The sequence below is a fragment of the Streptomyces sp. NPDC048361 genome (assembly GCF_040651795.1).
Lineage (GTDB): Bacteria > Actinomycetota > Actinomycetes > Streptomycetales > Streptomycetaceae > Streptomyces.
The window spans coordinates 34343-58233 of the sequence record NZ_JBEZKW010000017.1; the positions used below are offsets into that span (position 1 = coordinate 34343).

Annotated in this window: 22 protein-coding genes; 17 read left to right on the plus strand and 5 right to left on the minus strand. The window is 70.4% G+C overall.

All coding sequences use genetic code 11. The annotated features are described in order from the left end of the window. The first annotated feature begins 2 nt into the window (after positions 1–2). From AB0D31_RS12575 to AB0D31_RS12635, 13 genes are all read left to right on the plus strand, one after another. The gene (locus tag AB0D31_RS12575) at positions 3–839 is read left to right on the plus strand and encodes an ABC transporter permease (protein WP_362721099.1); all 837 of its coding nucleotides are present in this window, start codon (positions 3–5) and stop codon (positions 837–839) included. Between the two features lie 2 nt (positions 840–841). Then, positions 842–1645 (plus strand): ABC transporter permease, encoded by an 804-nt coding sequence (locus AB0D31_RS12580; protein WP_362720860.1) that lies wholly within the window; start codon positions 842–844, stop codon positions 1643–1645. Continuing rightward, positions 1642–2895, plus strand: coding sequence for an MCE family protein (locus AB0D31_RS12585; protein ID WP_362720862.1), 1254 nt, complete (start codon positions 1642–1644; stop codon positions 2893–2895). The genes AB0D31_RS12580 and AB0D31_RS12585 overlap by 4 nt, the downstream gene beginning before the upstream one ends. After that, positions 2892–3923: an MCE family protein gene (locus tag AB0D31_RS12590; RefSeq protein ID WP_362720864.1), complete on the plus strand. Its 1032-nt coding sequence runs from the start codon at positions 2892–2894 to the stop codon at positions 3921–3923. The genes AB0D31_RS12585 and AB0D31_RS12590 overlap by 4 nt, the downstream gene beginning before the upstream one ends. 113 nt (positions 3924–4036) lie before the next feature. Further along, a complete protein-coding gene (locus AB0D31_RS12595; RefSeq protein WP_362720867.1) occupies positions 4037–5041 on the plus strand; it encodes an MCE family protein in 1005 nt (334 codons plus the stop codon). Further along, positions 5038–6204, plus strand: a complete 1167-nt coding sequence (locus tag AB0D31_RS12600) for an MCE family protein (protein WP_362720869.1) — start codon at positions 5038–5040, stop codon at positions 6202–6204. Before AB0D31_RS12595 ends, AB0D31_RS12600 begins: the two co-directional genes overlap by 4 nt. Beyond that, positions 6201–7448 carry an MCE family protein gene (locus tag AB0D31_RS12605; protein ID WP_362720872.1) on the plus strand — a complete coding sequence of 416 codons (1248 nt, stop codon included), beginning with the start codon at positions 6201–6203 and terminating at the stop codon, positions 7446–7448. The genes AB0D31_RS12600 and AB0D31_RS12605 overlap by 4 nt, the downstream gene beginning before the upstream one ends. Then, the gene (locus AB0D31_RS12610) at positions 7448–8785 is read left to right on the plus strand and encodes an MlaD family protein (protein ID WP_362720875.1); all 1338 of its coding nucleotides are present in this window, start codon (positions 7448–7450) and stop codon (positions 8783–8785) included. Before AB0D31_RS12605 ends, AB0D31_RS12610 begins: the two co-directional genes overlap by 1 nt. Further along, the gene (locus tag AB0D31_RS12615) at positions 8782–9312 is read left to right on the plus strand and encodes a hypothetical protein (RefSeq protein WP_362720878.1); all 531 of its coding nucleotides are present in this window, start codon (positions 8782–8784) and stop codon (positions 9310–9312) included. The genes AB0D31_RS12610 and AB0D31_RS12615 overlap by 4 nt, the downstream gene beginning before the upstream one ends. 25 nt (positions 9313–9337) lie before the next feature. Then, the gene (locus AB0D31_RS12620; protein WP_362720881.1) at positions 9338–10159 is read left to right on the plus strand and encodes a hypothetical protein; all 822 of its coding nucleotides are present in this window, start codon (positions 9338–9340) and stop codon (positions 10157–10159) included. Positions 10160–10251: 92 nt separating this feature from the next. After that, a complete protein-coding gene (locus tag AB0D31_RS12625; RefSeq protein WP_362720883.1) occupies positions 10252–10779 on the plus strand; it encodes a nuclear transport factor 2 family protein in 528 nt (175 codons plus the stop codon). A 30-nt stretch (positions 10780–10809) separates the two neighbouring features. After that, complete coding sequence (locus AB0D31_RS12630; protein ID WP_362720885.1) at positions 10810–11757, plus strand: hypothetical protein; 948 nt, start codon at positions 10810–10812, stop codon at positions 11755–11757. Next, positions 11754–13025, plus strand: coding sequence for a lytic transglycosylase domain-containing protein (locus AB0D31_RS12635; protein ID WP_362720888.1), 1272 nt, complete (start codon positions 11754–11756; stop codon positions 13023–13025). Before AB0D31_RS12630 ends, AB0D31_RS12635 begins: the two co-directional genes overlap by 4 nt. A gap of 45 nt (positions 13026–13070) precedes the next feature. Here the strand turns inward: AB0D31_RS12635 and AB0D31_RS12640 are convergent, their stop codons facing one another. Continuing rightward, positions 13071–14147 carry an ATP-dependent DNA ligase gene (locus AB0D31_RS12640; protein ID WP_362720891.1) on the minus strand — a complete coding sequence of 359 codons (1077 nt, stop codon included), beginning with the start codon at positions 14145–14147 and terminating at the stop codon, positions 13071–13073. Between the two features lie 63 nt (positions 14148–14210). Here AB0D31_RS12640 and ligD point away from each other — a divergent pair, with 63 nt between their 5' ends. Continuing rightward, positions 14211–15224: a non-homologous end-joining DNA ligase gene (gene ligD / locus AB0D31_RS12645; protein WP_362720893.1), complete on the plus strand. Its 1014-nt coding sequence runs from the start codon at positions 14211–14213 to the stop codon at positions 15222–15224. A 45-nt stretch (positions 15225–15269) separates the two neighbouring features. On the opposite strand, the gene AB0D31_RS12650 is transcribed toward ligD, so the two are convergent. Beyond that, complete coding sequence (locus AB0D31_RS12650; protein ID WP_362720895.1) at positions 15270–16322, minus strand: SIS domain-containing protein; 1053 nt, start codon at positions 16320–16322, stop codon at positions 15270–15272. A 262-nt stretch (positions 16323–16584) separates the two neighbouring features. Next, the gene (locus AB0D31_RS12655) at positions 16585–18009 is read right to left on the minus strand and encodes a PTS transporter subunit EIIC (protein WP_362720898.1); all 1425 of its coding nucleotides are present in this window, start codon (positions 18007–18009) and stop codon (positions 16585–16587) included. A gap of 244 nt (positions 18010–18253) precedes the next feature. Here AB0D31_RS12655 and AB0D31_RS12660 point away from each other — a divergent pair, with 244 nt between their 5' ends. The 3 genes from AB0D31_RS12660 to AB0D31_RS12670 all read left to right on the plus strand — a co-directional run bounded on the left by AB0D31_RS12660 (position 18254) and on the right by AB0D31_RS12670 (position 20587). Then, on the plus strand, positions 18254–19021 hold the full coding sequence (locus AB0D31_RS12660; RefSeq protein ID WP_362720901.1) for a GntR family transcriptional regulator: 768 nt from the start codon (positions 18254–18256) through the stop codon (positions 19019–19021). Positions 19022–19270: 249 nt separating this feature from the next. Continuing rightward, on the plus strand, positions 19271–20062 hold the full coding sequence (locus AB0D31_RS12665; protein ID WP_362720904.1) for a VOC family protein: 792 nt from the start codon (positions 19271–19273) through the stop codon (positions 20060–20062). A 273-nt stretch (positions 20063–20335) separates the two neighbouring features. After that, positions 20336–20587: a WhiB family transcriptional regulator gene (locus AB0D31_RS12670; protein ID WP_362720907.1), complete on the plus strand. Its 252-nt coding sequence runs from the start codon at positions 20336–20338 to the stop codon at positions 20585–20587. Between the two features lie 238 nt (positions 20588–20825). On the opposite strand, the gene AB0D31_RS12675 is transcribed toward AB0D31_RS12670, so the two are convergent. Next, the gene (locus AB0D31_RS12675) at positions 20826–21794 is read right to left on the minus strand and encodes an acyl-ACP desaturase (protein WP_362720909.1); all 969 of its coding nucleotides are present in this window, start codon (positions 21792–21794) and stop codon (positions 20826–20828) included. Positions 21795–22095: 301 nt separating this feature from the next. Then, positions 22096–23736 carry an ABC-F family ATP-binding cassette domain-containing protein gene (locus AB0D31_RS12680; RefSeq protein WP_362720912.1) on the minus strand — a complete coding sequence of 547 codons (1641 nt, stop codon included), beginning with the start codon at positions 23734–23736 and terminating at the stop codon, positions 22096–22098. Positions 23737–23891 lie beyond the last annotated feature (155 nt).

Sequence of the window (23891 nt, forward strand, 5' to 3'; positions counted from 1 at the left end):
CCATGGAGGCCGAGAAAACCCCACCACCCGCGCCGGAGCCTGCGCCACCACGACGGCCGCACCGCGCACCGCTGCCCGGACTCGGCGCGTTCCGCCAGACCGGACGGCTCTTCGCGCTCGCCGCCGCCGTCATCCGGGCCGTCTTCAAGCGCCCCTTCCAACTGCGCGAATTCATCGAGCAGTTCTGGTTCATCGCCAGCGTCACCATCCTGCCCGCCGCCCTCGTCTCCATCCCGTTCGGCGCCGTCATCGCGCTCCAGGTCGGCTCGCTCACCCAGCAGCTCGGCGCCCAGTCCTTCACCGGCGGCGCCAGCGTCCTCGCCGTCATCCAGCAGGCCAGCCCGCTCATCGTGGCGTTGCTCATCGCCGGAGCCGGAGGCTCCGCGATCTGCGCGGACCTCGGCTCCCGCACGATCCGCGAGGAGCTCGACGCCATGGAGGTCATGGGTGTCTCACCCGTCCAACGCCTCGTCGTGCCCCGCGTGTTGGCCACCATGTTCGTGGCCCTGCTGCTCAACGGGATGGTCTCCGTCGTCGGCACCCTCGGCGGCTACTTCTTCAACGTCGTCATGCAGGGCGGCACCCCGGGCGCCTACCTCTCCAGCTTCTCCTCCCTGGCCCAGCTCCCCGATCTGTACGTCAGTGAGATCAAGGCGTTGATCTTCGGCTTCATCGCCGGGATCGTCGCCGCCTACCGGGGGCTCAACCCGCGCGGGGGACCCAAGGGCGTCGGCGACGCCGTCAACCAGGCCGTCGTCATCACCTTCCTGCTCCTCTTCTTCGTGAACATGGTCCTCACCGGGATCTACCTCCAGATCGTCCCCCCGAAGGGCGGCTGACCGTGGCCCTCCTCGGCTTCCTCGACCGCTCCGGCGATCAACTCGTCTTCTACGTGCGGGCGTTGCTCTGGATCCCGCGCACCCTGCGCCGCTATCTCAGTGAGGTGCAGCGGCTGCTCGCCGAGGTCGCCTTCGGCAGCGGCGGACTCGGTGTCATCGGCGGAACCATCGGCGTGATGATCGCGATGACCCTGTTCACCGGCACTGTCGTCGGCCTCCAGGGGTACGCCGCCCTCAACCAGATCGGCACGGCCGCCTTCACCGGCTTCGTCTCCGCCTACTTCAACACCCGCGAGATCGCCCCGCTCGTCGCGGGCCTCGCGCTCTCCGCCACCGTCGGAGCGGGCTTCACCGCCCAGCTCGGCGCGATGCGCATCAACGAGGAGATCGACGCCCTCGAAGGGATGGGCATCCGCAGCCTGCCCTACCTCGTCACCACCAGGATCATCGCCGGTGTCGTCGCGATCATCCCGCTGTACGCGATCGGACTGCTCAGCTCCTACTTCGCCTCCCGGCTGACCACGGTCGTCTTCAAGGGCCAGTCACGCGGAACCTTCGACCACTATTTCAACCTGTTCCTCTCCCCGACCGACGTCCTGCTCTCCGTGCTCAAGGTGCTCATCTTCAGCGTGATGGTGATCCTCGCCCACTGCTACTACGGCTTCCGCGCCACCGGCGGCCCTGCCGGAGTGGGTGTCGCCGTGGGCCGTTCGGTCCGCAACGCGATCGTGCTGATCTCCGTCACCGACTTCTTCCTCTCCCTCGCCATCTGGGGCGCCACCACCACCGTGAAGGTGGCCGGATGAACACGCCGGCCGTACGCCGCAGACTCGCCGGAGTCGTCTTCCTCCTGGTGCCGGCGCTTCTGGTATGGCTTTCGATCGCCGTGTACGACAAGGACTTCACGCGCTCCGACAGGGTGACCGTGCTGACCAGCAGCGTCGGCAACGAGATGCACCGCGGCGCGGAGGTGAAGCTGCGCGGCGTCGTCGTCGGCGAGGTCCGCGGCATCAGCGCCGACGGCCAGGGGGCCCGGCTCACCCTCGCCCTCCAGCCGGGCCGGCTACGCCACATCCCGTCCGACGTACGGGCGCAGATGCTGCCGACCACCCTCTTCGGCGAACGGTTCGTGGCGCTCGTGCCGCCGCCCAACCCGTCGCCGAGAGCGCTCTCGGCCGACGCCACCATCCCCCAGGACCGCTCCCGCAACGCCATCGAGCTGGAAGAGGTCCTCGACCACGTCCTGCCGATGCTCACCGCCGTCAAGCCGGACAAGCTGTCGGCCACGCTCTCCGCCGTCGCGACGGCGCTACGAGGACGCGGCACCCAGCTCGGCGACACCGTGGTGACCCTTGACGCGCACCTGAAGAAGTTCAACCCGAACCTGCCCACCCTCAACGCCGACCTCGTACAGCTCGTGAAGGTCACCCAGACCTACAGCGACGCCGCGCCCGACATCCTGAGAGCGCTTACAGACGCGACGACCACCACCGGCACCCTGGTCGACCAGCAGACCCAACTCCTCGGTGTCTACGGCCAGACGACCAGAACCGCCCAGGACCTCACGGCCTTCCTCCAACAGAACAAGGACAACATCATCCGGTTGAGCGACGTGAGCCGCCCGACCCTGGAACTCCTCGCCCGGTACTCGCCGTCCTTCCCGTGCACCCTGCGCACCCTGACCGGCTTCGTCCCCGCGATGGACAAGGCGCTCGGCAAGGGCACCGACCGGCCCGGACTCCACGTCACCGTCAAGGTGGTGCCCTCCCTCGGCAAGTACGTACCCGGCCGCGACACGCCGTCGTACACCGCCGGCGGCGGACCCCACTGCTATCCGGTGCCCTACCTAGGCGCCCCGCTGCCCGCCGAGAGCGCTCTCACCACCACGGCCACGGCCTCCGGCGCCGGGCTCGGGCTGCCGAACTCGCCGCAGGAGAACCAACTCGTGAACGAGCTGCTCGCGCCGGCCCTGAAGCAGGCCCCGCAGTCCCTGCCCGACTGGAGCAGCCTGCTGGTCGGGCCCGCCCTGCGCGGGACGGAGGTGACCATCAAGTGAAGCGTCGCAGCCTCGCGGGCCCCTTGGCCAAGTCGCTGATCTTCGTCCTGGTGACGGCGCTGGCCACCACCGTGCTCGCCCTGTCCATCGCCAACACCGGCGTCGGCGACACCGAGACCTTCCGGGCGCGCTTCACCGACACGACCGGGCTGACCGAGGGCGACAGCGTCCGTATCGCCGGGGTGAAGGTCGGCCAGGTCGACCGGGTGGAGGTCGTCGACCGACGGCTCGCCCAGGTCACGTTCTCCGTACGGCGCGACCGGACCCTGCCCGGCACGGCCACCGCCTCGATCAAGTACCTCAACATGGTCGGCCAGCGCTACATCGAACTGGGCCGGGGCACCGGCGCGGTCGGGGCGGCGCTGGCCCCCGGCGCCACCATCCCGCTGGAGCGCACGACCCCGGCGCTCGACCTCACCCAGCTGTTCAACGGCTTCCAGCCCCTGTTCGAAGGCCTCTCACCCAACGACGTCAACCAGCTGGCCGGCTCCATCGTGCAGGTCCTCCAGGGGGAAAGCGGCACCGTGGAGAGCCTTCTGCAGCACATCGGCTCCCTCACGACGACGGTCGCCGCCAAGGACAAGGTGATCGGTGAGGTCATCACCAACCTCAACACCGTCCTGACCACCGTCAACGACCGCGAAGCGGGCTTCAACGACCTGGTGGTGACGCTCCAGCGCCTGGTGTCCGGGTTCGCCGGGGACCGCAAGCCGCTCGGTGAGGCCGTCGCCGCGATGGGCGACCTCACCACCGTCACCGCCGGCCTGTTCCAGGACGGCCGAGCGCCCCTCAAGGAAGACATCAAACAGCTCGGCCGACTCTCCTCGAACCTCGCTGAGAGCGCTCCCCAAATCGAGAACTTCCTGCGCAAGACCCCCGACAAGATGCGTGCCGTCACCCGCATCGCGTCGTACGGATCCTGGCTCAACCTCTACCTCTGCGAGGCGAAGGTGTCCGGCGTGAAGACCGAGGACGGCAGCCCGCCGCCCACCGGAATTCCGGTCAGCGAATCGAGGTGCCAGGGATGAGGCTCCCCAGGCTCCCCGTACCGCGTTGGATCCGGACCGTCCGGCTGCCCCGCCCGCGCCCCGGGCAACCTCGCCGCGAGCCCAGGCGCCCTGGGTGTCCCCGTCTCAAGCCCATGAAGGAGCGCAACCCCGTCGCGGTCAGCCTGGTGGGGCTGCTGGTCCTCACTCTCATCGGCGTCGCCGCGTACAACGCCGACTCGCTGCCGTTCATCGGCGGCGGCACCGCCTACAGCGCCGACTTCTCCGAGTCCGCGGGGCTGCGCGACGGCGACGAGGTGCGGATCGCCGGGGTCAAGGTCGGCGAGGTCAGCGCGGTCTCCCTCGACGGCGCCAAGGTGAAGGTCACTTTCACGGTGAAGGACGCCTGGATCGGGAACGCCTCCACCGCGGCCATCGCCATCAAGACCCTGCTCGGCGAGAAGTACCTGGCGATCGACCCCCTCGGCACCGCCCGACAGGACCCGGACCGCCGCATCCCGCTGGCCCGCACGACGTCACCGTACGACGTCACGCAGGCCTTCGAAGGGCTCGGCCACACGATCGGTGCCATCGACACCGCTCAGCTCGCCAAGAGTTTCGAGACGATCTCCGACACCTTCAAGGACTCGCCGCCCGAGGTACGCACTGCCGTCACCGGGCTCTCCGCCCTGTCGAAGACCGTCTCCGAGCGCGACGGCCAGCTCGCCCAACTCCTCAAGGGCAGCGCGCAGTTGACGAAGACGCTGGCCGACAAGAAGAGCAGCTTCGAAACGCTCATCAACGACGGCGGACTGCTCCTCGGCGAACTCAAACAGCGCCGCGACGCCATCCAGGCGCTCCTCACCGGATCCCGGGGACTCGGTACCCAGCTCACCGGCCTCGTCAAGGACAACTCCGCCCAACTCAAGCCCACCCTGGCCGCGTTGGGGCGCGTCACCGACGTCCTCGTCAAGAACCAGCAGGGTCTCGACCAGACCCTCGCCCTGGCCGGGCCCTACTACCGGCTCGTCGGCAACACCATCGGCAACGGCCGCTGGTTCGACACCTACATCTGCGGACTCGTCCCCAGGAACTACCTGCCGGCGAAGTCGCTCCCGAGCACCGGCTGCATGCCGCCGAAGAACGGAGGCTACCCGTGAGCCGGCGACGCGCTCTCACGATCGTCCTGGCCCTCGCGGTCATCACCGTCACCGTGCTCGGCGGGCTGCGCGTGTTCGCGGGCCCCGACGGCAAGCACATCACCGCCTACTTCAACCAGGCCGTCGGCATCTACCCCGGCTCCGACCTGCGGATCCTCGGCGTCAAGGTCGGCGAGGTCGACTCGGTGACCCCGCAGGGACAGCAGGTCAAGGTGGTGGTGCGCCTGGACCGGGGCGTACAGGTGCCCAAGGACGTCCGCGCCGCCGTCGTCTCGCCCAGCGTCGTCGCCGACCGGTACGTCCAGCTCGCCCCGGCGTACACCGGCGGCCCCGAGATCGCCGACCACGCTGAGCTGCCCGCCTCCCGCAACGCCACCCCCGTCGAGGTCGACCAGCTGTACGCCTCCCTGACCGACCTCAGTAAAGCCCTCGGCCCCACCGGCGCCAACGCGACGGGAGCGCTCTCAGGGCTGCTCGACACCGGCGCCAAGAACCTCGACGGCAACGGCGCCGCCATCGGCGACTCGATCGAGCAGTTCGGCAAGGCCGCCAAAACACTCGACGGCAGCAGCGACCACCTCTTCGCCACCCTGTCCTACCTGCAGACCTTCACCACCATGCTGAAGAACAACGACGGCGCGGTACGCGACGCACAGAACCAACTCGCCGACGTCACCTCCTTCTTCGCCGACAACAAGGACAACCTCGCCGGCGCGCTCAAAGAACTCGGCACCGCGCTCGGCAGCGTCAAGACCTTCATCCAGGACAACCGCGGCAGCCTCAAGTCCGAGGTCGACAAGCTGGCCCCGCTCACCCAGCTCCTCGTAGACCAGCGCGCCTCCCTCGCCGAGGCCCTCGACACGGCGCCGCTCGCCGCCGGAAACGCTCTCAACGCCTACGACCCCGTGCACCGCACCCTCGACGGGCGCGGCGACATCAACGAGATCAGCATGGGCGGCGACCTCGTCCACGCCCCCAACCCGGCGGTCGCGGGCAGCGCACCTCTCGTGCCGGTACCCGAGGAGCGGCTGAGAGCGCTCCCAGCGCTGCCCCTGCCGCCCGTCGGCACCGTGTACGGGACGGCCGCCGACACCGCGAAGGGATCCGCCCCCGACCCGGCACGGTCCTCGGGGCCGGCCGCCAAGAGCGGAGGCCGGGGATGACGCCACACCTCACGCGGCGCGCCGGAGCCGCGACGGGAGCCGGGGTCGCGGTCGTCGTCGCCCTGGCCCTGACCCTGGGGAGCTGCTCGGTACCGTCGTTCTCCGGCATCGACCAGCTTCCGCTGCCCGGCGGCGCCGACCTGGGCAGCCACCCCTACGACATCACCGCCGACTTCGCCGATGTGCTCAGCCTGGTGCCGCAGGCCGCGGTGAAGGTCAACGACGTCGCCGTCGGCCGGGTCACCAAGGTGTCGCTCGCCCCCGACGGATGGTCGGCCGAGGTGACCATGCGGATCCGGGGCGATGTGAACCTCCCCGCCAACGCCTACGCCCAGCTGGAACAGTCCAGTCTCCTCGGCGAGAAGTTCGTCCAGCTCTCCGCGCCCGCGAAGCAGACCAAGGAGGCAGCCCAGGGGCGCCTCGGACCGGGCGCGGCCATCCCGATCGCGCGCACCAACCGCAATCCGGAGGTGGAGGAAGTTCTGGGAGCGCTCTCCATGCTGCTCAACGGAGGCGGCGTCAACCAGTTGAAGACGATCACGACCGAGCTCAACAAGGCCATCGCGGGCCGCGAGCCGGAGGTGCGTTCCATGCTTCAGCGGGTCAACACCCTCGTCACCGACCTGGACGGGCACCGCGGCTCCATCACCGACGCCCTCGACGGCGTCAACCGGCTCTCGGCGACTCTCGCCACCCGCAAACAGCAGGTCGGCACGGTCCTCACGGGGCTGTCACCGGGCCTCAAAGTCCTTGAGGAACAACGGGGTTCACTCCTGACGATGCTCAAATCGCTCGACACTCTCTCCACGGTCGCCGTCTCGACGGTCAACAAGAGCAAGGACGACATGGTGGCCGACCTCAAGTCGCTCGCGCCGATCCTCACATCGCTGGCCGACTCCGGGAAGGACCTGCCCGACTCACTCCAGGTGCTGCTCACCTATCCGTTCACCGATGAGGTGCTGCGCGGGGTCAAGGGTGACTACCTCAACGTCTACCTCGACGTGACGGCCGCACCCGGCACCCAGATCATCCCGCCGCTCACAACGCCGCCGACCACGCCGACCACGCTGCCCACGCCGACACCGGCGGCGAAGGGCGGCCCTATGACGCCGTTCGGTCTCCCGCCGGTCGGCGGGCAGAAGCCGGCCGCCGGGCAGAAGCCGGCCGCCGGGCAGAAGCCGGCCGACGGGCAGACGTCGGTCGGCGGCCAGACATCGGTCGGCGGGCAGAAGGGGACGAGCTGATGCTGACGCGGGCGACCAGACTCAAGAACGTGGCGTTCCTCGTCATCGGCGTCCTGGTGCTCGGCTACACCGGGTTCCGTTACGCCGACCTGGGCCACTACGTCGGCATCCGCACCTACTACACCGTGAAGGTCCAACTGGCAGAAACTGGCGGCCTGTTCACCCATTCCAACGTCACCTACCGGGGTGTCTCGGTGGGGCGCGTGGGTCCCATCGGGCTCACCGACGACGGCGTCGTGGCCGAGCTGCACATCGACGACTCCGCCCCGCCCATCCCGAGCTCGCTGGAGGCGGTGGTGGCCGATCTGTCCGCCGTCGGCGAGCAGTACATCGACCTGCGGCCGACCTCCTCCGGCGGGCCCTACCTGGGCGACGGCTCTGTGGTCGCACAGTCCGACACCCGCACCCCGGCGCCCGTCACCACCGTACTGAGCAGCGTCAACGACCTTGCCGCATCAGTGCCGTTGGAGTCGCTGCGTACGGTCGTCGACGAGTTCGGCAAGGCCTTCGAAGGGCGCGGCGACGACCTCCAGGCGCTCCTCGACAACGGCAGCGACTTCGTCAAGGCGGCCGACAAGGCGCTGCCGAGTACGACCAAGCTGCTCGCGGACGGTGAGACCGTGTTGCACACCCAGGCCGACGAGGGCCAGGCCATCAAGACGTTCGCCACCGGCGCGCAGAGCCTGGCGGCCACACTGAAGAACTCCGACGGTGACCTGCGCCGCCTGATCGCCGCCGCACCCGATGCCGCGGGCCAGGTCAGCGGGCTCCTCGGAGACCTCGATCCGGCGCTCGGCGTGGTACTCGCGAACCTCCTCACAACGGCGGACGTGGCCGTGACCAGGCAACGGGGAATCGAGGAACTCCTGGTGAAACTACCTCCGTTGACCGCCGCCGGAGCCACCGCGATCGACAAGAACGGAGCCAACCTGGGTATGGCGGTCACCTTCTTCGCGCCGCTTCCCTGCACCGACGGGTACGGCGGTACGACCTACCGCAACGGCCTCGAAACCCTCGACACACCCAAGCTCAACACCAAGGCGCGGTGCTCCGCGCCGGCGAGCAGTGGCATCGACGTACGGGGCTCGGCGCACGCACCCTCCGGCGGCGGCATTCCGGCTCCGGCCCAGCCGGGTTCCCTGCCGGCGACCACCGTTGCACAGGGGGCCGGGCCCGCGACCCCGGCCGCCCCGCAGCAAGCGCAAGGGGCCGCGCTCCCGGGCGCCCTGGGCCTGCCCGCACTGCCCGCACTGCCCGCACTGCCCGGTGGCCCGCAAGACCTGGCGGGCCTGCTGGGCCTGACCGAGGACGCCGCGGGAAAGGGCGGTCGGCCGTGAACCCGCTCCCGGACACCCCCCGGCGCGCCCGCACCCACACCCACACCCGCACCCGCGTCCTCGCCGTGGCCTTGATAGCGCTCTCAGCCGCGTTCGCCGTCTTCGGGGGATGGGCGTACCTGGAGGCGCGCTCCGACTCCTCCCTGGCATACGCAGCTTCCCGTGACGCTGTCCTGAAGGCGGGCCGTGCCCAGGTGGCCGCGCTCTCGACGCTGGACGCCGCCCACCCCGATACGACGTTGAGCACCTGGCTGTCCTCCTCCACGGGGCCGCTCCACGACGAACTCCGCCGGACGGGCGCCGGAAAGCCCACGACCTCCGCGCGCGGCGAGGTCACGGACGTGGCCATCACCGAACTCGACGACCGAGCGGGCAGCGCGAAGCTCATCGCGACGGTGCGGGTGCAGCTCACCCCGAAGGGTGGCGCAGCCACCACCGATCGCAAGCGCTTCGAGGCGGCACTCGAACGCACGGGGGCCGGTTGGAAGTTGAAGACACTCAACGCGGTCCCGGTCGCGGCACCCTGACCCGGACCGATAGGGAGACAACAGCGTGGGCACAGCAGAGGCGAAAGCGGTTCGCGGTGACGCGGCGGACGGTGATGCGGCGGACCGGGGGGTGGCGAAGCGCGACCCGGCGGACGGTGAATCGGCGGACCGGGGCGCGGTGGAGAGCGGCCTTGTGGACTGCGACTCGGCGGGCCGGGGCTCGACCCGGGGTACCGACGCCGACCCTGCCCGGGGTGCCGACGCCGACCCTGACGGCACGGGCACGGGCACGGGTACGGGTACGGGTACGGGTACGGGTACGGGTACGGGTACGGGTACGGGCACGGGTGTGGGGGGCGAGGGTAGTCATCCCGTTCGGCCCGGCCGCCACCGCATGCTCGTTCTTGCCTGCGGCGGTCTCGTCCTGGTGCTGCTGCTCGCCGGGGGTGGACTGCTGTTCCAGGCACGGCAGTTGACTCACACGCCCGCCGCAAGCAACCGGGCGCTCACCGATGCCGGGGCGACCACGCGAGTCATCGGGGACGTCAGCAACACGCTCGGGAAGGTCTTCTCGTACGCGCCGCAGGACACCCGTGCCACCGAGGACGCGGCGAAGGACCTGCTCGGCGGTCGGGCCGCCACCCAATATGCGGCGCTTTTCGGGGAGTTGAAGCAGCGTGTGGCCGAGCAGAAGCTCGCGCTGACCACGCATGTGGTGCGGGCCGGAGTCGTCCGGCTGACCCACGACCGCGCGGAGCTGCTCGTCTTCCTCGACCAACGGGCCCAGCGGGGCGGGAAGCCTGCCACCGCAGCCGCCGCCCAGCTGAGCGTCACCGCCCAACTCGTCGGCGGCCACTGGCAGATCACCGACATCCAGGCCCGCTAGACGGCGTCCGTGTCGCCGTGGGGCGTCGTCCGCACCGCACACCAGCACAGCCGCACCGTACAGCCGCACCGCACAGAGGGAGCACCCAGCACATGGCACGCATGACGATCCAGCCCCTACTCGCCGTCGGGCTGGCGTTCACCCTGCTCGCGGGTGGTTTCGCGGTGTGGGCCGGCTGGTCCTGGTACGGCGCCGCGCACGACGATTCCGCCTCCTACGCGCGTTCCCGCGACAAGGTTCTCGCGGCCGGCGAACAGGCCGTGCAGAACCTCTCCACCCTCGACCACAAGGATCTGGCCCACGGGCTCGACCTGTGGCAGGACTCCACCACCGGCGACCTGCATCAGCAACTGGCCGACGGGCGCGGCGAGTTCGAGAAGCAGGTGCAGCAGGCCGGGACCGTCACCACCGCCAAGGTGCTCGACGGCGCGGTCACCGAGCTCGACGACCGGGCGGGCCGGGCCAGGGTGATGGTGGCGCTGCGGATCACCGTACAGGCGCCCAAGCAGCAACCCTCCGCCAAGGACAGCCGGATGCTCGGCGAGCTGACCCGCACCGCGGGCGGCTGGAAGCTGAGCGCCCTCGGTCAGGCGCCGGTCGGCGACAGCGCGGCCAACTGACCCCCTTCACCCTTCGGACAGGAGCCGCCCATGTCGACCACCCGCCACCTGGTCAACCGTCAGCGCCGGCTGGCCCACGCAGGCGCCGCCCGCGCGGCCACCGAGCCCGTGACCGAGCGTGCCACCGAACCCGTCACTGAGCCCGTCACGGACCCTGCCGCTGATCCCGTCACCGAGCCCGTGGCCGAATCTGCCGCCGAGCCCGTCACCGAGCCCGGGCCGGACCGAGTCGGGCCGGCCGAAGGCCCGTCTGACGACCTCCCCGGCGCCACCCGCAAGAATCCTCCCCGCGGCCCCAAAAAGGAGGCGACGGGCAAGTCCGGCAAGTCCCTTGAAAAGACGTCGAGTTCCGGTTCCGAGGAGACGCCGGCTTCCGATGAGACGCCGGCTCGGGGTCGTCTGTCCGTGCTGCGGGTACCCGGCGCCGGTGTCATGGCCGCCGTGCGCCGGGTCGGCTCGCTGCCGGCGCCCGTCGTCCTGTGCGTGCTCATCGTCCTGCTCGGCGCGTTCGCCGGGCTCGCCGCCACCCGGGCCGACACCCTGCGCTCCGATCCGGCGGCCCGGAACGCCGCGCTGACCGACCCCGCCCGCACCAGTGACGTCAAGGGCCAGACCGCCAAGGCCGTCGCGGCGCTGTTCTCGTACAACTACGCGGACACGGCCGCTGCCGACAAAGCGGCCTCAACGCTCCTCACGGGCAAGGCGGTTGGGCAGCACCGCGACATGCTGGCCGCCGTCCGGGCGCAGGGCGCGGACCAGAAACTGGTGCTGACGACGACGGTGACGGAGAGCGGTGTGGAGATGATCGACGGCAGCCGCGCGCGGGTTCTGGTCTACGCCGACCAGAGCAGCACCCGGACGGCGGGCAAGAAGCCCGAAACGACGTACGCCGCGGCGATGTTCGCCGTCGATGTGGTCCGGGGGAGCGGAGCCGTCTGGAAGGTCTCCGGCATCGACACCTTCGGGCAGGGATCGTGAAGGCCCCGCGGTGGCGTGGCGCCGCCAGGTCCGTGGAGTTGCGGCTGCCCGGCGGGAAGCGGTTACGGCGTGGGTTCACCGGCACGGCGGTCGCGGCCGTCGCGATGGCCGCGCTGACCGCGTCGCAGGCTCCCGGCCTGATCCGCCCCGCCGCCCAGCGACAGGAGGCACCGGTCGCCGGACCGCCCGCGATGGTGAGCGAGGCGCCGCCGTCCGACGGCTCGTACCACACCGAACTCCCCCCGCTGGTCTCGCCGCAGAGCCCGGGCGCCGCCGCCCCCGCGCCGGGTGTCGCGGTGATCGACCCGGTGTGGACACAGGAGGGCATCCCGGCCACCGTCCTCGCCGCGTACCAGCGGGCGGAGAGCCGGCTGCGCGGCACCCGGCCGGGCTGCCACCTGCCCTGGCAACTCCTCGCCGCCCTGGGCAAGGTGGAGTCGGGGCACGCGGGCGGGGGGCGGGTCGACGCACACGGCACGACCCTCACGCCGATCCTCGGGCCGGTGCTCGACGGCGCCGGCTTCGCACACATCCCCGACACCGACCACGGAACCCTGGACGGGGACGCCCAGTTCGACCGTGCGGTGGGCCCCATGCAGTTCATCCCGTCCACCTGGGCCACCTGGGCGCAGGACGGCAACGACGACGGGCGCAAGGACCCCAACAACGTCTTCGACGCGGCACTCGCCGCCGGCGGGTATCTGTGCGCGGACGCCCGCAACCTCACCGTCCCCGCCGACGTGGACCGTGCCGTGCTGAGCTACAACCACTCCGCCGACTACCTGCGTACGGTCCTGACGTGGCTGGAGTTCTACCGCCGGGGCACCCATGCGGTGCCGGACGGTCAGGGAGCGCTCCCAACAACACCCGGAGCGGGCAGCGCGGGACAGATCGACGCCGACCACGGCCGTCAGCAGGGCGGCGGCATCGTGATCGGGTCCCAGCCGAGTCCGCGACCCTCGCGTCCGGTACCGACGCGGCCCGGGGGCAGCCCCTCGTCCGGCCCCGGACCCGGTCACTCCCCGTCCCCGTCCGCGTCCTCCTCGCCGTCGGGTTCCCCGTCGTCCTCGCCGTCTTCGCCGTCTTCGCCGTCTTCGCCCGGCGGGACGAGCCCCTCGCCCTCGCCGTCCGAGAGCGCTTCCAGCAGCCCCTCGCCGTCGGGCGGCCCCGGCGTGCCGGTCTGTCCCGGCGGATCGCCCTCCACCCAGGCCACGCCGGATCCCGGCACCACACCGCCCACGTCGGGCTGCCCCTCGCCCACCCCCTGACAGGGCTGCCGCCGATTCCGCCGCTTCCGGTACCCGGACCCGGAGTCAGCCGTTCTCCGACGACAGGACTTCCGCGAGGTCGTACCGGACGGGCTCCTCCAGTTGGGCGTAGGTGCAGCTGGAGGGGGTGCGGTCGGGGCGCCAGCGCCGGAACTGCGCGGTGTGCCGGAACCGGTCGCCCTCCATGTGGTCGTACGCCACCTCCACCACCCGCTCGGGGCGCACCGGTACCCATGACAGGTCCTTCTTGCCGGTCCAGCGGCTGACCGCACCCGGCAGCCTCGCGCTCTCGTGTGCCGACTCCTCGGCCCAGGCGGCCCACGGGTGGCCTTCGGCGAGCGCGTCGCGCATGAGCAGGGGCGCGAACTCCTCGATCAGTTCGACGCGGCGCTTCATCGGGAAGGCCGCGCACACGCCGACGTGCTGAAGCGCTCCCTGCGCGTCGAACAGGCCGAGCAGCAGGGAGCCGACCACCGGACCGCTCTTGTGGTGGCGGTACCCGGCGACCACGACGTCCGCCGTACGCTCGTGCTTGATCTTGTACATGAGGCGGGCGTCGGGCCGGTAGGGCAGGTCGAGCGGTTTGGCCACGACTCCGTCGAGTCCGGCGCCCTCGTACTGGTCGAACCAGCGCCGGGCCACATCGATGTCGGTCGTGGCGGGAGCCAGGTGGACCGGCGCTGAGACCGCTCTCAACGCCTCGGCGAGCAGCGCGCGCCGTTCCGCCAGCGGGGTGTCGAGGAGCGCCGTGTCGTCGAGCGCCAGCAGGTCGAAGGCGATGAAGCTCGCCGGTGTCTGTTCGGCGAGCAGCTTCACCCGGGACGCGGCGGGGTGGATGCGTTCGGACAGCCGGTCGAAGTCGAGGCGCCCCTCGTGGGCGATCACGATTTCGCCGTCCACCACGCACCGCTGGGGCAACCGCTCGGCGAGCGCAGCGGCCAGTTCGGGAAAGTACCGGGTCAGAGGCTTGCCGTTGCGGCTGCCGATGACCACGTCGGCGCCGTCCCGGTGCACGATCGCCCGGAACCCGTCCCACTTCGCCTCGTACTGCATCCCGGGCGGAATTTTCGCCACGGACTTGGCGAGCATCGGCTTCACTGGAGGCATCACCGGGAGATCCATACGACTGATTCTCACCGATGTGCCGATATGCGGCATTGGCGGCTTCCGCCTACCGTGGCCTGCATGGGCAAGGGCGAGGCGATCGAGCTGGAAGCCGGCGGGCGTACCGTGCGGCTCTCGAATCCGGACAAGGTGTACTTCCCCGAGGCCGGCTACACCAAGCTGGACGTGGCGCAGTACTACCTGGCCGTAGCCGACGGCATCACCCGCGCTCTGCGCGAGCGTCCCACCACCCTGGAGCGCTATCCCGACGGCGTTGACGGCGAGTCGTTCTTCCAGAAGCGGGCCCCGAAGAACGTCCCGGAGTGGATCCCCACCGCCAGGATCGAGTTCCCGAGCGGGCGTCACGCGGACGAGATCTGCCCCACCGAGCCGGCCGCAGTGCTGTGGGCGGCCCAGCTCGGCTGTCTGACTTTCCATCCGTGGCCGGTACGGCGCGAGGCCACCGACCATCCGGACGAGCTGCGTATCGACCTGGACCCGCAGCCCGGCACCGACTTCGACGACGCCGTCCCCGTCGCCCACGAACTGCGGGCGTTCCTGGGCGAGTTGGGGATCACGGGGTGGCCCAAGACGTCCGGCGGCCGGGGCATCCACGTCTTCATCCCGATCGAACCCCGCTGGACGTTCACCGAAGTACGCCGCTGTGCCATCACCATCGGCCGTGAACTCGAACGCCGTATGGCGGGCAAGGTCACCACCGCCTGGTGGAAGGAGGAACGCGGCGAGCGGATCTTCGTCGACTACAACCAGACCGCCCGCGACCGCACCATCGCCTCCGCCTACTCGGTGCGCCCCAAGCCGCACGCCCCGGTCTCGGCGCCGCTGCGCTGGGACGAGCTCGACGACGTCCACCCCAAGGACTTCGACCTGCGGACCATGCCGGCCCGCTACGCCGAACTCGGCGATCTGCACGCGGACATGGACGACCATGCCTTCGGCCTTGAGCCGCTTCTGGAACTCGCCGATCGCGACGAACGCGACCACGCGCTCGGCGACATGCCGTACCCGCCGGACTACCCCAAGATGCCGGGGGAGCCCAAGCGGGTACAGCCGAGCCGCGCCAAGCAGAAGTAGCGGTACGGGAGTTCAGGCCGGCGCGAGGAGCAGCGGCGCCGGCCCTCAGGCCGCCGCGACCGGTGAGGCCAGCTCGAAGTCGGCCGCGTCGACGCCGCCCTCCTTGGTGTCGTCGTTGGCGAACACGAACGACTCGATGGGCACCTCGCGTTCCTCGCTTAGCGCCGCCACCAGCTCCTGGACCACGATCGTCTCCAGGACCACCCGGGCGCTGGGAGCGCTCTCAGGCAGGCGTACGACCCCAAGACTTTCGGCCGGGTCCACGTCCTGCGTGGTGATCAGGAGCGTGAGGTGGCCGGCCGCCGACAGGGAGCGGGCGAGTTCGACCTCGCGGCCGTCGCCAAAGACGAGGTGCAGGGTGTTGCCCGCCGACTCCATCTCGCCGTGCAGGTAGTTACGGGTGACCGACGCCGCGGCCGGCATACGGGGCACCTCGCGCAGCAGCAGGGCCGCCTCCTCGGCGCTGACCCGAGAGGCGCCGGAGGCGACGCAGTCGGCCGCCACGCACAGCGCCGCCCGCGAGCGGAGACACGAGACCACCTCGGCCGCGCGGGCCCGGACCGCGCCGGCCTGTTCGGCGATGTCCGCCCACGGGTCGCCGGTGCGCCCCGCGATGGCGCCCGCGATCAGGTCAAGGGCGACGACCGTGGCGGTAAACCCGACGGTCGAGGCGTAGGAGTCGGGTTCGTTGCCCAAGTCGACGGTGAGGTCGGCGAGTTCGCGGAGCGGAGAGGGGGTCACATTGAGGACGGCGAGCGTCGCGGGACCGGTGGCCGCCTTGAACGCCGCGATCGTCTCCGAGCTGCGGCCGCCCTGGGAGACCCCGATCAGGAGGTCTGTGTCGAAGCCGTACAGGCCGTCCTCGATCTCGCTGGAGAGCACCCGCTGAGCGGGTACGCCGTGGCTGCGGAGCACTTGGACGGGGACGGCGAGCGCCGCGTAGGAAGCGCCGATCCCGGCGAGGAGCGGTCGCCGGACCTCGCGCAGCCGGGCGAGGTCCGGGCCGTCGAGTTGCTGCCGTACATGGGTGATCACGCGATCGAGCGCCTGCGGCTGACCGGCCTGGCCGTCGAGGAAGGTGATACGCGATCCGGGCATGAAGGGTTCCTTTCGTATCCGCGCTCTCGCCGTCCGCGTGCGGCGGAACGTGGAGCGGGTGTCGGGCGGGTTCCGGGCCGGTGCCGGGCGGACAGCCGAGCCGGGTTGGGCGGATGCCGAGCCGGTGTCGAGCGGATGGCCGAGGGGTTGGTGGGCGGATGCCGGGCCGGTGTCGGGCGGTGGCCGAGCCGGTGCGCGGCGGATATCGAGGGGCGTCGGGCGGATATCGAGGGGGTGACGGGCGGATGTCGAGGGGGAGCGGTCAGGCCTTGGAGGCCGGATCGTCCTCCACGGCGGCGCCTGAGGGAATGGCGTCGGGGGAGCGCACGGGTGTGTCTGCCGGTGCGTCGATGGGTTCACCGGCGGCCGGTTCGCGCTCGACGGGGTCGCGGTCGACGGGTTCACTGACGACCGGATCGCCCTCGACGGGATCGGCCGGTTCGCGCTCGACGGGTTCGCCGGCGACCGGTTCGCCCTCGACGGGTTCCCGGCCGGGCGTCGGCAGGTTGAAGCGCACGATCGCGAAGCGGAAGATCACGTAATAGAGCGCAGCGAACACGAGCCCGATGGGGATCAGCAGCCAGGGCTTGGTGGCGATGCCGTAGTTGACGACGTAATCGATGGCGCCGGAGGAGAAGCCGAAGCCGTCGCGGATGCCGAGCGCGTAACAGACCGCCATGGAGACGCCGAAGAGCACCGCGTGGACGGCGTACAGGAGCGGCGCCACGAACATGAAGCTGAACTCGATGGGCTCGGTGACACCCGTGACGAACGAGGTGAGCGCGACCGAGATCATCATGCCCTTGACCATTGTGCGGTTCTCGGGCCGCGCGGTGTGCGCGATGGCCATGGCTGCGGCCGGCAGCGCGAACATGTAGATCGGGAAGCCACCGGTCATGAACTGGCCGGCGCTCGGGTCGCCCGCCAGGAAGCGCGCGATGTCGCCGTGGACCTCGGCGCCGGTGTGCGGGTTGACGAACGTACCGGCGTCGAACCAGGGGAAGAACGTGAAGAAGTGGTGCATTCCGATCGGGATGAGCGCGCGGACCACCACGCCGAAGATGCCCGCGCCCCAGGCGCCGGTGCCGACCAGCCACTCGCCGAAGTGGTAGAACCAGCCGCCGACCGTGGGCCAGACGACACCGAAAACGACGCCCACGCCGACGCCCGCGAAGGCACTGAGGATCGGCACCAGTCTGCGGCCGCCGAAGAAGCCCAGCCATTCGGGGAGTTTGGTGCGGCTGAAGCGCTGATAGAGCAGCGCGGCCACCAGACCCATGACGATGCCGCCGAGCACCTTGGCGTCCAGCGGCTTGCCGTCGACCCCCTTCGGGAAGGCGGAGCTGGCGAGGACCGCCTTGAAGACGAGGTAGCCGACCGCGGCGGCCAGGGCGGTCGAGCCGTCGGCCTTCTTGGCGAAGCCGATGGCCACGCCGATGGCGAACAGCAGCGGCAAGTTGTCGAAGACGGTCTGGCCGCCGGCCGACAGGACCATGCCGAGCCTGCGGATCAGCTCGGGGAAGTTCTCCCGGCCGAGCAGGTCGGTGGCGCCGAGGCGGACCAGGAGCGCCGCGGCGGGCAGTGTCGCGACCGGGAGCATCAGGCTGCGCCCGATGCGCTGCATGACCGCCATGACGCCACTGCCGCCGCGCTTCTTGCCGGCGGCCTTCGATGGGCCCGTACTCATCCGTCTTCCTCCATCACACGAGTGGTCCCGTGGCCATCCAGGGGCGATGGACATCGAACCGGTCGGCCGCCGGGTCTGCCGGGTGCCGCACCCAAAGGTATGCAGTGGTATTCGAGTGGTCAATAGTGGTCTGGTCACACGTCCGAACATCCGACCTAGGGCCCGGGGCGATCGGCCCTGTTCTCCGGGAAGGTGAGTGGTATGCAGTGGTACGCTCCGAGGATTCCGCCGCTGGAGGTTTCCGATGAGCGCCGACGCCACCCCCGCCCGCCCCCTGCGCTTCACCGAACGCGGCGGCGGCCCTGCCCCGCTGTGGGCGCAGACCGCCGAACTCATCCAGGACGAGATCCAGCGCCGGGGCCTTGTCGCCGGTGCCCGGCTGCCTCCCGAGCGGGAACTCGGCGAACGGCTCGACATCTCCCGGGTGACCCTGCGCAAAGCCCTGGCGCACCTGGTGGAGCAGGGCCTCGTGACGGCGTCGCACGGCCGAGGCTGGTTCGTCGCGGCGCCGGTCGCTCCCCGCGAATGGCCCAACGACCTCGAATCGTTCACGACGACCGCGCGCCGCAAGCACATGCGGCCGAGTTCGCTGGTGCTGCACCAGGAGGTGCGTCCCGCCACCCTCGACGACGCCGACCGCCTCGACGTACCGGCCGGGGCGCCCCTGCTGCGCCTGGAGCGGGTGCGGCTGCTCGACGACGTACGCATCGCCGTCGATCGCACCCTGCTGGTGGCCTCCTTCGCGCCCGGCCTCGACGCGGTGGACTTCACCGGGGCCTCGCTCTTCGAGGAACTGCACGCGCGCGGCATCGAGCTGGACCGTTCCGAAACCACCATCGAAGCGCGCGGCGCGGACGAGACCCTCGCCGGGCACCTGGGCATCGAGCCCGGCGCGCCGGTGCTCGCCCTGGACCAGACGATCTACGCCCAGGACCAGCGCCCGGTGCTCCTGTCGACCGTCGAGTACAGCGGGGACCGTTACCGCCTGCGCACCACACTCCAGCCACGCTGACAGGTGCCGCGGCTCCGGGCCGCGGGCGTAGGACGGGAAAGCGAGGGCCGTTCGTCCCTCGGCCGGGCTCCGTTCGGCTCTCGGCTCGCGTCTCTCGTCCCTGGGTTCTCGGCTCTCGGCTGGGCTCCGCTCGGGTTGGCCCGGGGGCTGCGCTCGATGCGGTTCGCCTCGGCATTGTCAGTGGCTGGTGGAAGACTCGGAAGAGCAGGACAACGGGGCACCACTCGGGACACGACCAAGGAGCTCACCATGCTCAGTACCCGTTACGTGACGGGCTCTCCCAGTTGGTTCGACCTAGGTACGCCGGACATGGACGCGGCGGCCGCCTTCTACACCGGTGTCTTCGGCTGGACCTATCAGCCCGGTGGGCCGGAGGTCGGCGGATACGGCACGTTCCAGGCCTCGGGCAAGACCATCGCCGGCGGTATGGCGATCACCCCCGAGCAGGGCGGACCGACCTGGAACCTGTACTTCCAGACGCCGGACATCGAAGCCACGGCCAAATCCGTCGAGCAGGCGGGCGGCAAGGTCGTCGTCCCGCCCATGGACGTCATGGAACTGGGCCGCAGCGCCGTCTTCCAGGACGCGGCGGGCGTCGGCTTCTCGGGCTGGCAGCCTCAGCAGATGAACGGCATGGAAGCGGCCGGCGGGCGTGACACGCTGGCCTGGGTCGAGCTCTACACCCCGGACGTCAAGGCGGCCACGGGCTTCTACCACGCGGTGTTCGGATGGGAGAGCACCGAGGTGCCCTTCCCGGGCGGCACCTACACCACGGTCAACCCCGCCACCGCCGGCCCCGACGGGATGTTCGGCGGCGTCGTCCCGCTCGACAACGATGCACTGGAATCCGAGGCCGGCGCCTACTGGATGCCGTACATCGAAGTGGCCGACGCCGACGCGACCGCCGCCAAGGCGCGGGAGCTGGGCGGCACGGTCCGCATGGCACCCATGGACGTGGAGGGCGTGGGCCGCCTGGGCCGGATCGCCGATCCGTTCGGCGCCCGCATCGCCATCATCACGAGCTCGATGGACGCGTCCTAGACATCCCGCGGGCCGCACCAGACGTCCCGCGGGCCGCGCGGGCCGCACCGGACGTCCCGCGGGCCGGCGCAGGAGCGCAGGCGTGGCGTTCAGGAGCGCAGGAGCGCCGGAGTGACACCCTCCGTGGCACGCCCCACGGAGGGATCTCACGGGCGGACCCCTCGGAGGGAGCTCCTACGGACGGAGGTTCCGCGAATCCCGCGAGGGCCGATCAACGTCGGCGTTCACGATTTGTTGATGGGACGTTGATCAGTGCCCGGCAGCGTTGACGGCATGATGAATAACACCATCAGCAGTGGGGCTGAACTCACCTGGCAGGAAAGCGCGTTATGCGCCCAGGCCGGGCCAGAGTTCTTCTTCCCGGCGCCGGGAAGTTCGACGCGTGAGGCCAAGCAGCTCTGCGGCGCCTGCGAGCAGCGGAAGGCATGCCTCGAATACGCCCTGGCCAACGATGAGCGCTTCGGAGTGTGGGGCGGCCTCTCCGAACGAGAACGCCTGATTCTGCAGCGTTCCCGGCAACGCTAGCCCGCACAAGCGCCGCCGGGATCCTGGCGGCGGAACGTATCGAAGCGCGCTGAACGAGCAAGGCGCACCACACCATCAAGGCGCGCTGAACGATCAAGGCACACGGCACAGGGCCGCGCTGAACAGACCGATGCCGGGCGGGAACGGTGGGGCCGTTCCCGCCCGGCATCAAGGCTGCGTACCGGGTGTCAGGTGTGTGCCGGCCCGGTATCAGGCGTCGGTCCGGTGTCAGCAGGTGTCAGCCGCGCGCGGCCATGCGGGCCTTGCGGGCGGCGAGCTTCTCGTCGAACTTGGCGGCCTCGGAGTCGAGTCCGCCCATGTACAGGCCGAGCTCCTCCTGTGCCTTCAGACCCTCCGGGCCGAGCCCGTCGATCTCCAGGACCTTCAGGAAGCGCAGCACCGGCTGCAGTACGTCGTCGTGGTGGATCCGCATGTTGTAGATCTCGCCGATCGCCATCTGCGCCGCGGCCCGCTCGAAGCCCGGCATGCCGTGGCCGGGCATGCGGAAGTTCACGACGACATCGCGCACCGACTGCATCGTCAGGTCCGGGGCGATCTCGAAGGCCGCGCCCAGCAGGTTGCGGTAGAAGACCATGTGCAGGTTCTCGTCGGTGGCGATCCGCGCCAGCATCCGGTCGCAGACCGGGTCGCCCGACTGGTGCCCGGTGTTGCGGTGCGACACCCGCGTCGCCAGCTCCTGGAAGGCCACGTACGCCACCGAGTGCAGCATCGAGTGCCGGTTGTCCGACTCGAAGCCCTCACTCATGTGCATCATCCGGAACTGCTCCAGCTTGTCCGGGTCCACGGCGCGCGAGGCGAGCAGGTAGTCGCGCATCACGATGCCGTGCCGGCCCTCCTCGGCGGTCCAGCGGTGCACCCAGGTACCCCAGGCGCCGTCGCGGCCGAACAGCGAGGCGATCTCGTGGTGGTAGCTGGGCAGGTTGTCCTCGGTGAGCAGGTTGACCACCAGGGCGATCTTCCCTATGTCGGTCACCTTGGACTGCTGCGGCTCCCAGGCCTCGCCGTCCTCGAAGAGGCCGGGGAAGTTGCGGGCGTCGGACCACGGCACGTAGTCGTGGGGCATCCAGTCCTTGGCGACCTTGAGATGCCGGTTGAGCTCCTTTTCGACTACCTCTTCCAGCGCGAACAGCAGCCGGGCGTCGGTCCACGCGTCCGAGCTGCCGAGGTGGGGAGAAGTGATCGTCACGGGGGTGCTCCAGGGGGACGGAAAAGGGGGACGGCAGGCGTACCTACGCATACGTAGGTTACGAAACCGTAGGTTAAAGCGGCCGTAAGCCTCAGCCAAGTCCTCCTTCCCCTTCGTCCGGTTACGTTCTGTTATATGAGCAGGTCGGTGAGGTTTGGGGAGAGCCAAGTCACCTCTGGGCGGCTGCCCCACTTGTGAGCGGGGAAACAGCGGGACCCGGCCCGGCGGTACCTACCGGGCCGGGCCCCGGCTCGGCCGCTCAGCGTGCTGTGAGCCCCGCTCGGCGTGCCGTGAGCTCCGCTCAGTGCGCCGTGAGCCCCTCCCTGACCGCCTCCGCCGTGGTGTCGGTGAGGTCGCCGTCGAGCAGCAGCCAGCGGGTGACACCGATCGATTCCAGGAAGGGCACGTCGTGACTGGCCACGATCAGTGCGCCCTCGTACGCGTCCAGGGCCGCCGTGAGAGCGCTCACACTGGCCATGTCCAGGTTGTTCGTGGGCTCGTCCAGCATGAGCAGCTGCGGCGCGGGCTCCGCGAGCAGCAGCGCCGCCAGCGCGGCCCGGAAGCGCTCCCCGCCCGAGAGGGTGCCGGCCGGCCGTTCGGCGCGGGCTCCCTTGAACAGGAACCGCGCGAGCCGCGCCCTGATCGCGTTGTCGCTCGCCCCCGGTGCGTACCGGGCCACGTTCTCCACCACGCTCAGCGCGTCGTCGAGCACATCGAGGCGCTGGGGCAGGAACCGCAGGGGCACATGGGCCACCGCCTCGCCCGCCACCGGCTCCAGCTGCCCGGCGACCGTTCTGAGCAGCGTGGTCTTGCCGGCGCCGTTGCGGCCCACCAGGGCGATCCGCTCCGGTCCGCGCACGTCGAGCTCGCCCTCCACCCGGGCGCCGTACGGGAGGTGGAGCTCGCGCAGGGTGAGGACCTGGCGGCCGGGGTGGACCGTGGTGTGCGGGAGCTCGATCCGGATGCCCTCGTCGTCGCGTACCGCTTCCGCCGCCTGGTCGAGCCGCTCACGCGCCTGGTCGAGGCGCTCGGTCTGCAGGATCCGGTGCTTGCCGGCCGACACCTGTGCCTCACGCCTGCGGTTGTTGGCGACGATCCTCGGCACCACTTTGTTGTCGTAGCTCTTCTGCCCGTACCGCTGCCGCCGCGCCAGCTTGACCTGGGATTCGGACAGTTCGCGTTTCTGGCGCTGAACATCGGCCTCGGCGACCCGCACCATCCGTTCCGCCGCCTCCTGTTCGGCCCGCAGGGCCTCCTCGTACGCTGTGAAGTTACCGCCGTACCAAGCGAGTTGACCCTCGCGCAGATCAGCGATGCGGTCCACCCGGTCCAGGAGTTCCCGGTCGTGGCTGACCACGAGGAGGACTCCGTTCCAGGCGTCGACGGCGCCGTAGAGGCGCCGCCGGGCGGGCAGGTCCAGGTTGTTGGTGGGCTCGTCGAGCAGCAGGACGTCCGGCCGCTTGAGGAGCAGTGCGGCCAGCCGGAGCAGCACCGACTCGCCGCCCGACACCTCGCCGATCGTGCGGTCGAGGCCGATGGCGCCGAGGCCTAGCTGGTCGAGGGTGGCGCGGGCGCGTTCCTCGACGTCCCAATCGTCGCCCACCGTCTCGAAGTGCCGCTCGTCCGCGTCGCCGCCCTCGATGGCGTGCAGCGCCGCGCGGACCGCGTCGATGCCGAGGGCCTCGTCCACCCGCAGGGTGGTGTCCAGGACCAGGTTCTGCGGCAGATAGCCGACCTCACCCGCGACCCTGACGGGGCCGCCGCTTGGGGTGAGGACACCGGCGATCAGCTTCAACAGGGTTGATTTTCCGGACCCGTTGAGGCCGACGAGGCCGGTGCGTCCGGGGCCGACGGCGAGCTGGAAGTCGTCGAAGACGGGGGTGCCGTCGGGCCAGGCGAAGGACAGCGCGGCCGAGCTGATCTGGAGAGGGGAAGATGACATACGGGTCTCCCGGTTGCGGGGAAGGAATACGGGCAACGGGGGTTCTGAGACACCGCTCAGGGCACGAAGAAGGCCCTGGTCGTTGAGGACATGGCTCGGAGGCAGAGGTCACACCGGGTGCGCGGCACGGCAAAGGGGTGCGCGCGGCGGTGTCT

Bases quoted from the DNA above. Each gene is read 5' to 3' on its own strand.
- AB0D31_RS12575 (WP_362721099.1), top strand. From the start codon at position 3: ATGGAGGCCGAGAAAACCCCACCACCCGCGCCGGAGCCTGCGCCACCA.
- AB0D31_RS12655 (WP_362720898.1), bottom strand. From the start codon at position 18,009: ATGAGTACGGGCCCATCGAAGGCCGCCGGCAAGAAGCGCGGCGGCAGT.
- AB0D31_RS12650 (WP_362720895.1), bottom strand. From the start codon at position 16,322: ATGCCCGGATCGCGTATCACCTTCCTCGACGGCCAGGCCGGTCAGCCG.
- AB0D31_RS12670 (WP_362720907.1), top strand. From the start codon at position 20,336: ATGATGAATAACACCATCAGCAGTGGGGCTGAACTCACCTGGCAGGAA.
- AB0D31_RS12605 (WP_362720872.1), top strand. From the start codon at position 6,201: ATGACGCCACACCTCACGCGGCGCGCCGGAGCCGCGACGGGAGCCGGG.
- ligD (WP_362720893.1), top strand. From the start codon at position 14,211: ATGGGCAAGGGCGAGGCGATCGAGCTGGAAGCCGGCGGGCGTACCGTG.
- AB0D31_RS12640 (WP_362720891.1), bottom strand. From the start codon at position 14,147: ATGGATCTCCCGGTGATGCCTCCAGTGAAGCCGATGCTCGCCAAGTCC.
- AB0D31_RS12665 (WP_362720904.1), top strand. From the start codon at position 19,271: ATGCTCAGTACCCGTTACGTGACGGGCTCTCCCAGTTGGTTCGACCTA.
- AB0D31_RS12630 (WP_362720885.1), top strand. From the start codon at position 10,810: ATGTCGACCACCCGCCACCTGGTCAACCGTCAGCGCCGGCTGGCCCAC.
- AB0D31_RS12585 (WP_362720862.1), top strand. From the start codon at position 1,642: ATGAACACGCCGGCCGTACGCCGCAGACTCGCCGGAGTCGTCTTCCTC.
- AB0D31_RS12625 (WP_362720883.1), top strand. From the start codon at position 10,252: ATGGCACGCATGACGATCCAGCCCCTACTCGCCGTCGGGCTGGCGTTC.
- AB0D31_RS12595 (WP_362720867.1), top strand. From the start codon at position 4,037: ATGAAGGAGCGCAACCCCGTCGCGGTCAGCCTGGTGGGGCTGCTGGTC.
- AB0D31_RS12610 (WP_362720875.1), top strand. From the start codon at position 7,448: ATGCTGACGCGGGCGACCAGACTCAAGAACGTGGCGTTCCTCGTCATC.
- AB0D31_RS12680 (WP_362720912.1), bottom strand. From the start codon at position 23,736: ATGTCATCTTCCCCTCTCCAGATCAGCTCGGCCGCGCTGTCCTTCGCC.
- AB0D31_RS12660 (WP_362720901.1), top strand. From the start codon at position 18,254: ATGAGCGCCGACGCCACCCCCGCCCGCCCCCTGCGCTTCACCGAACGC.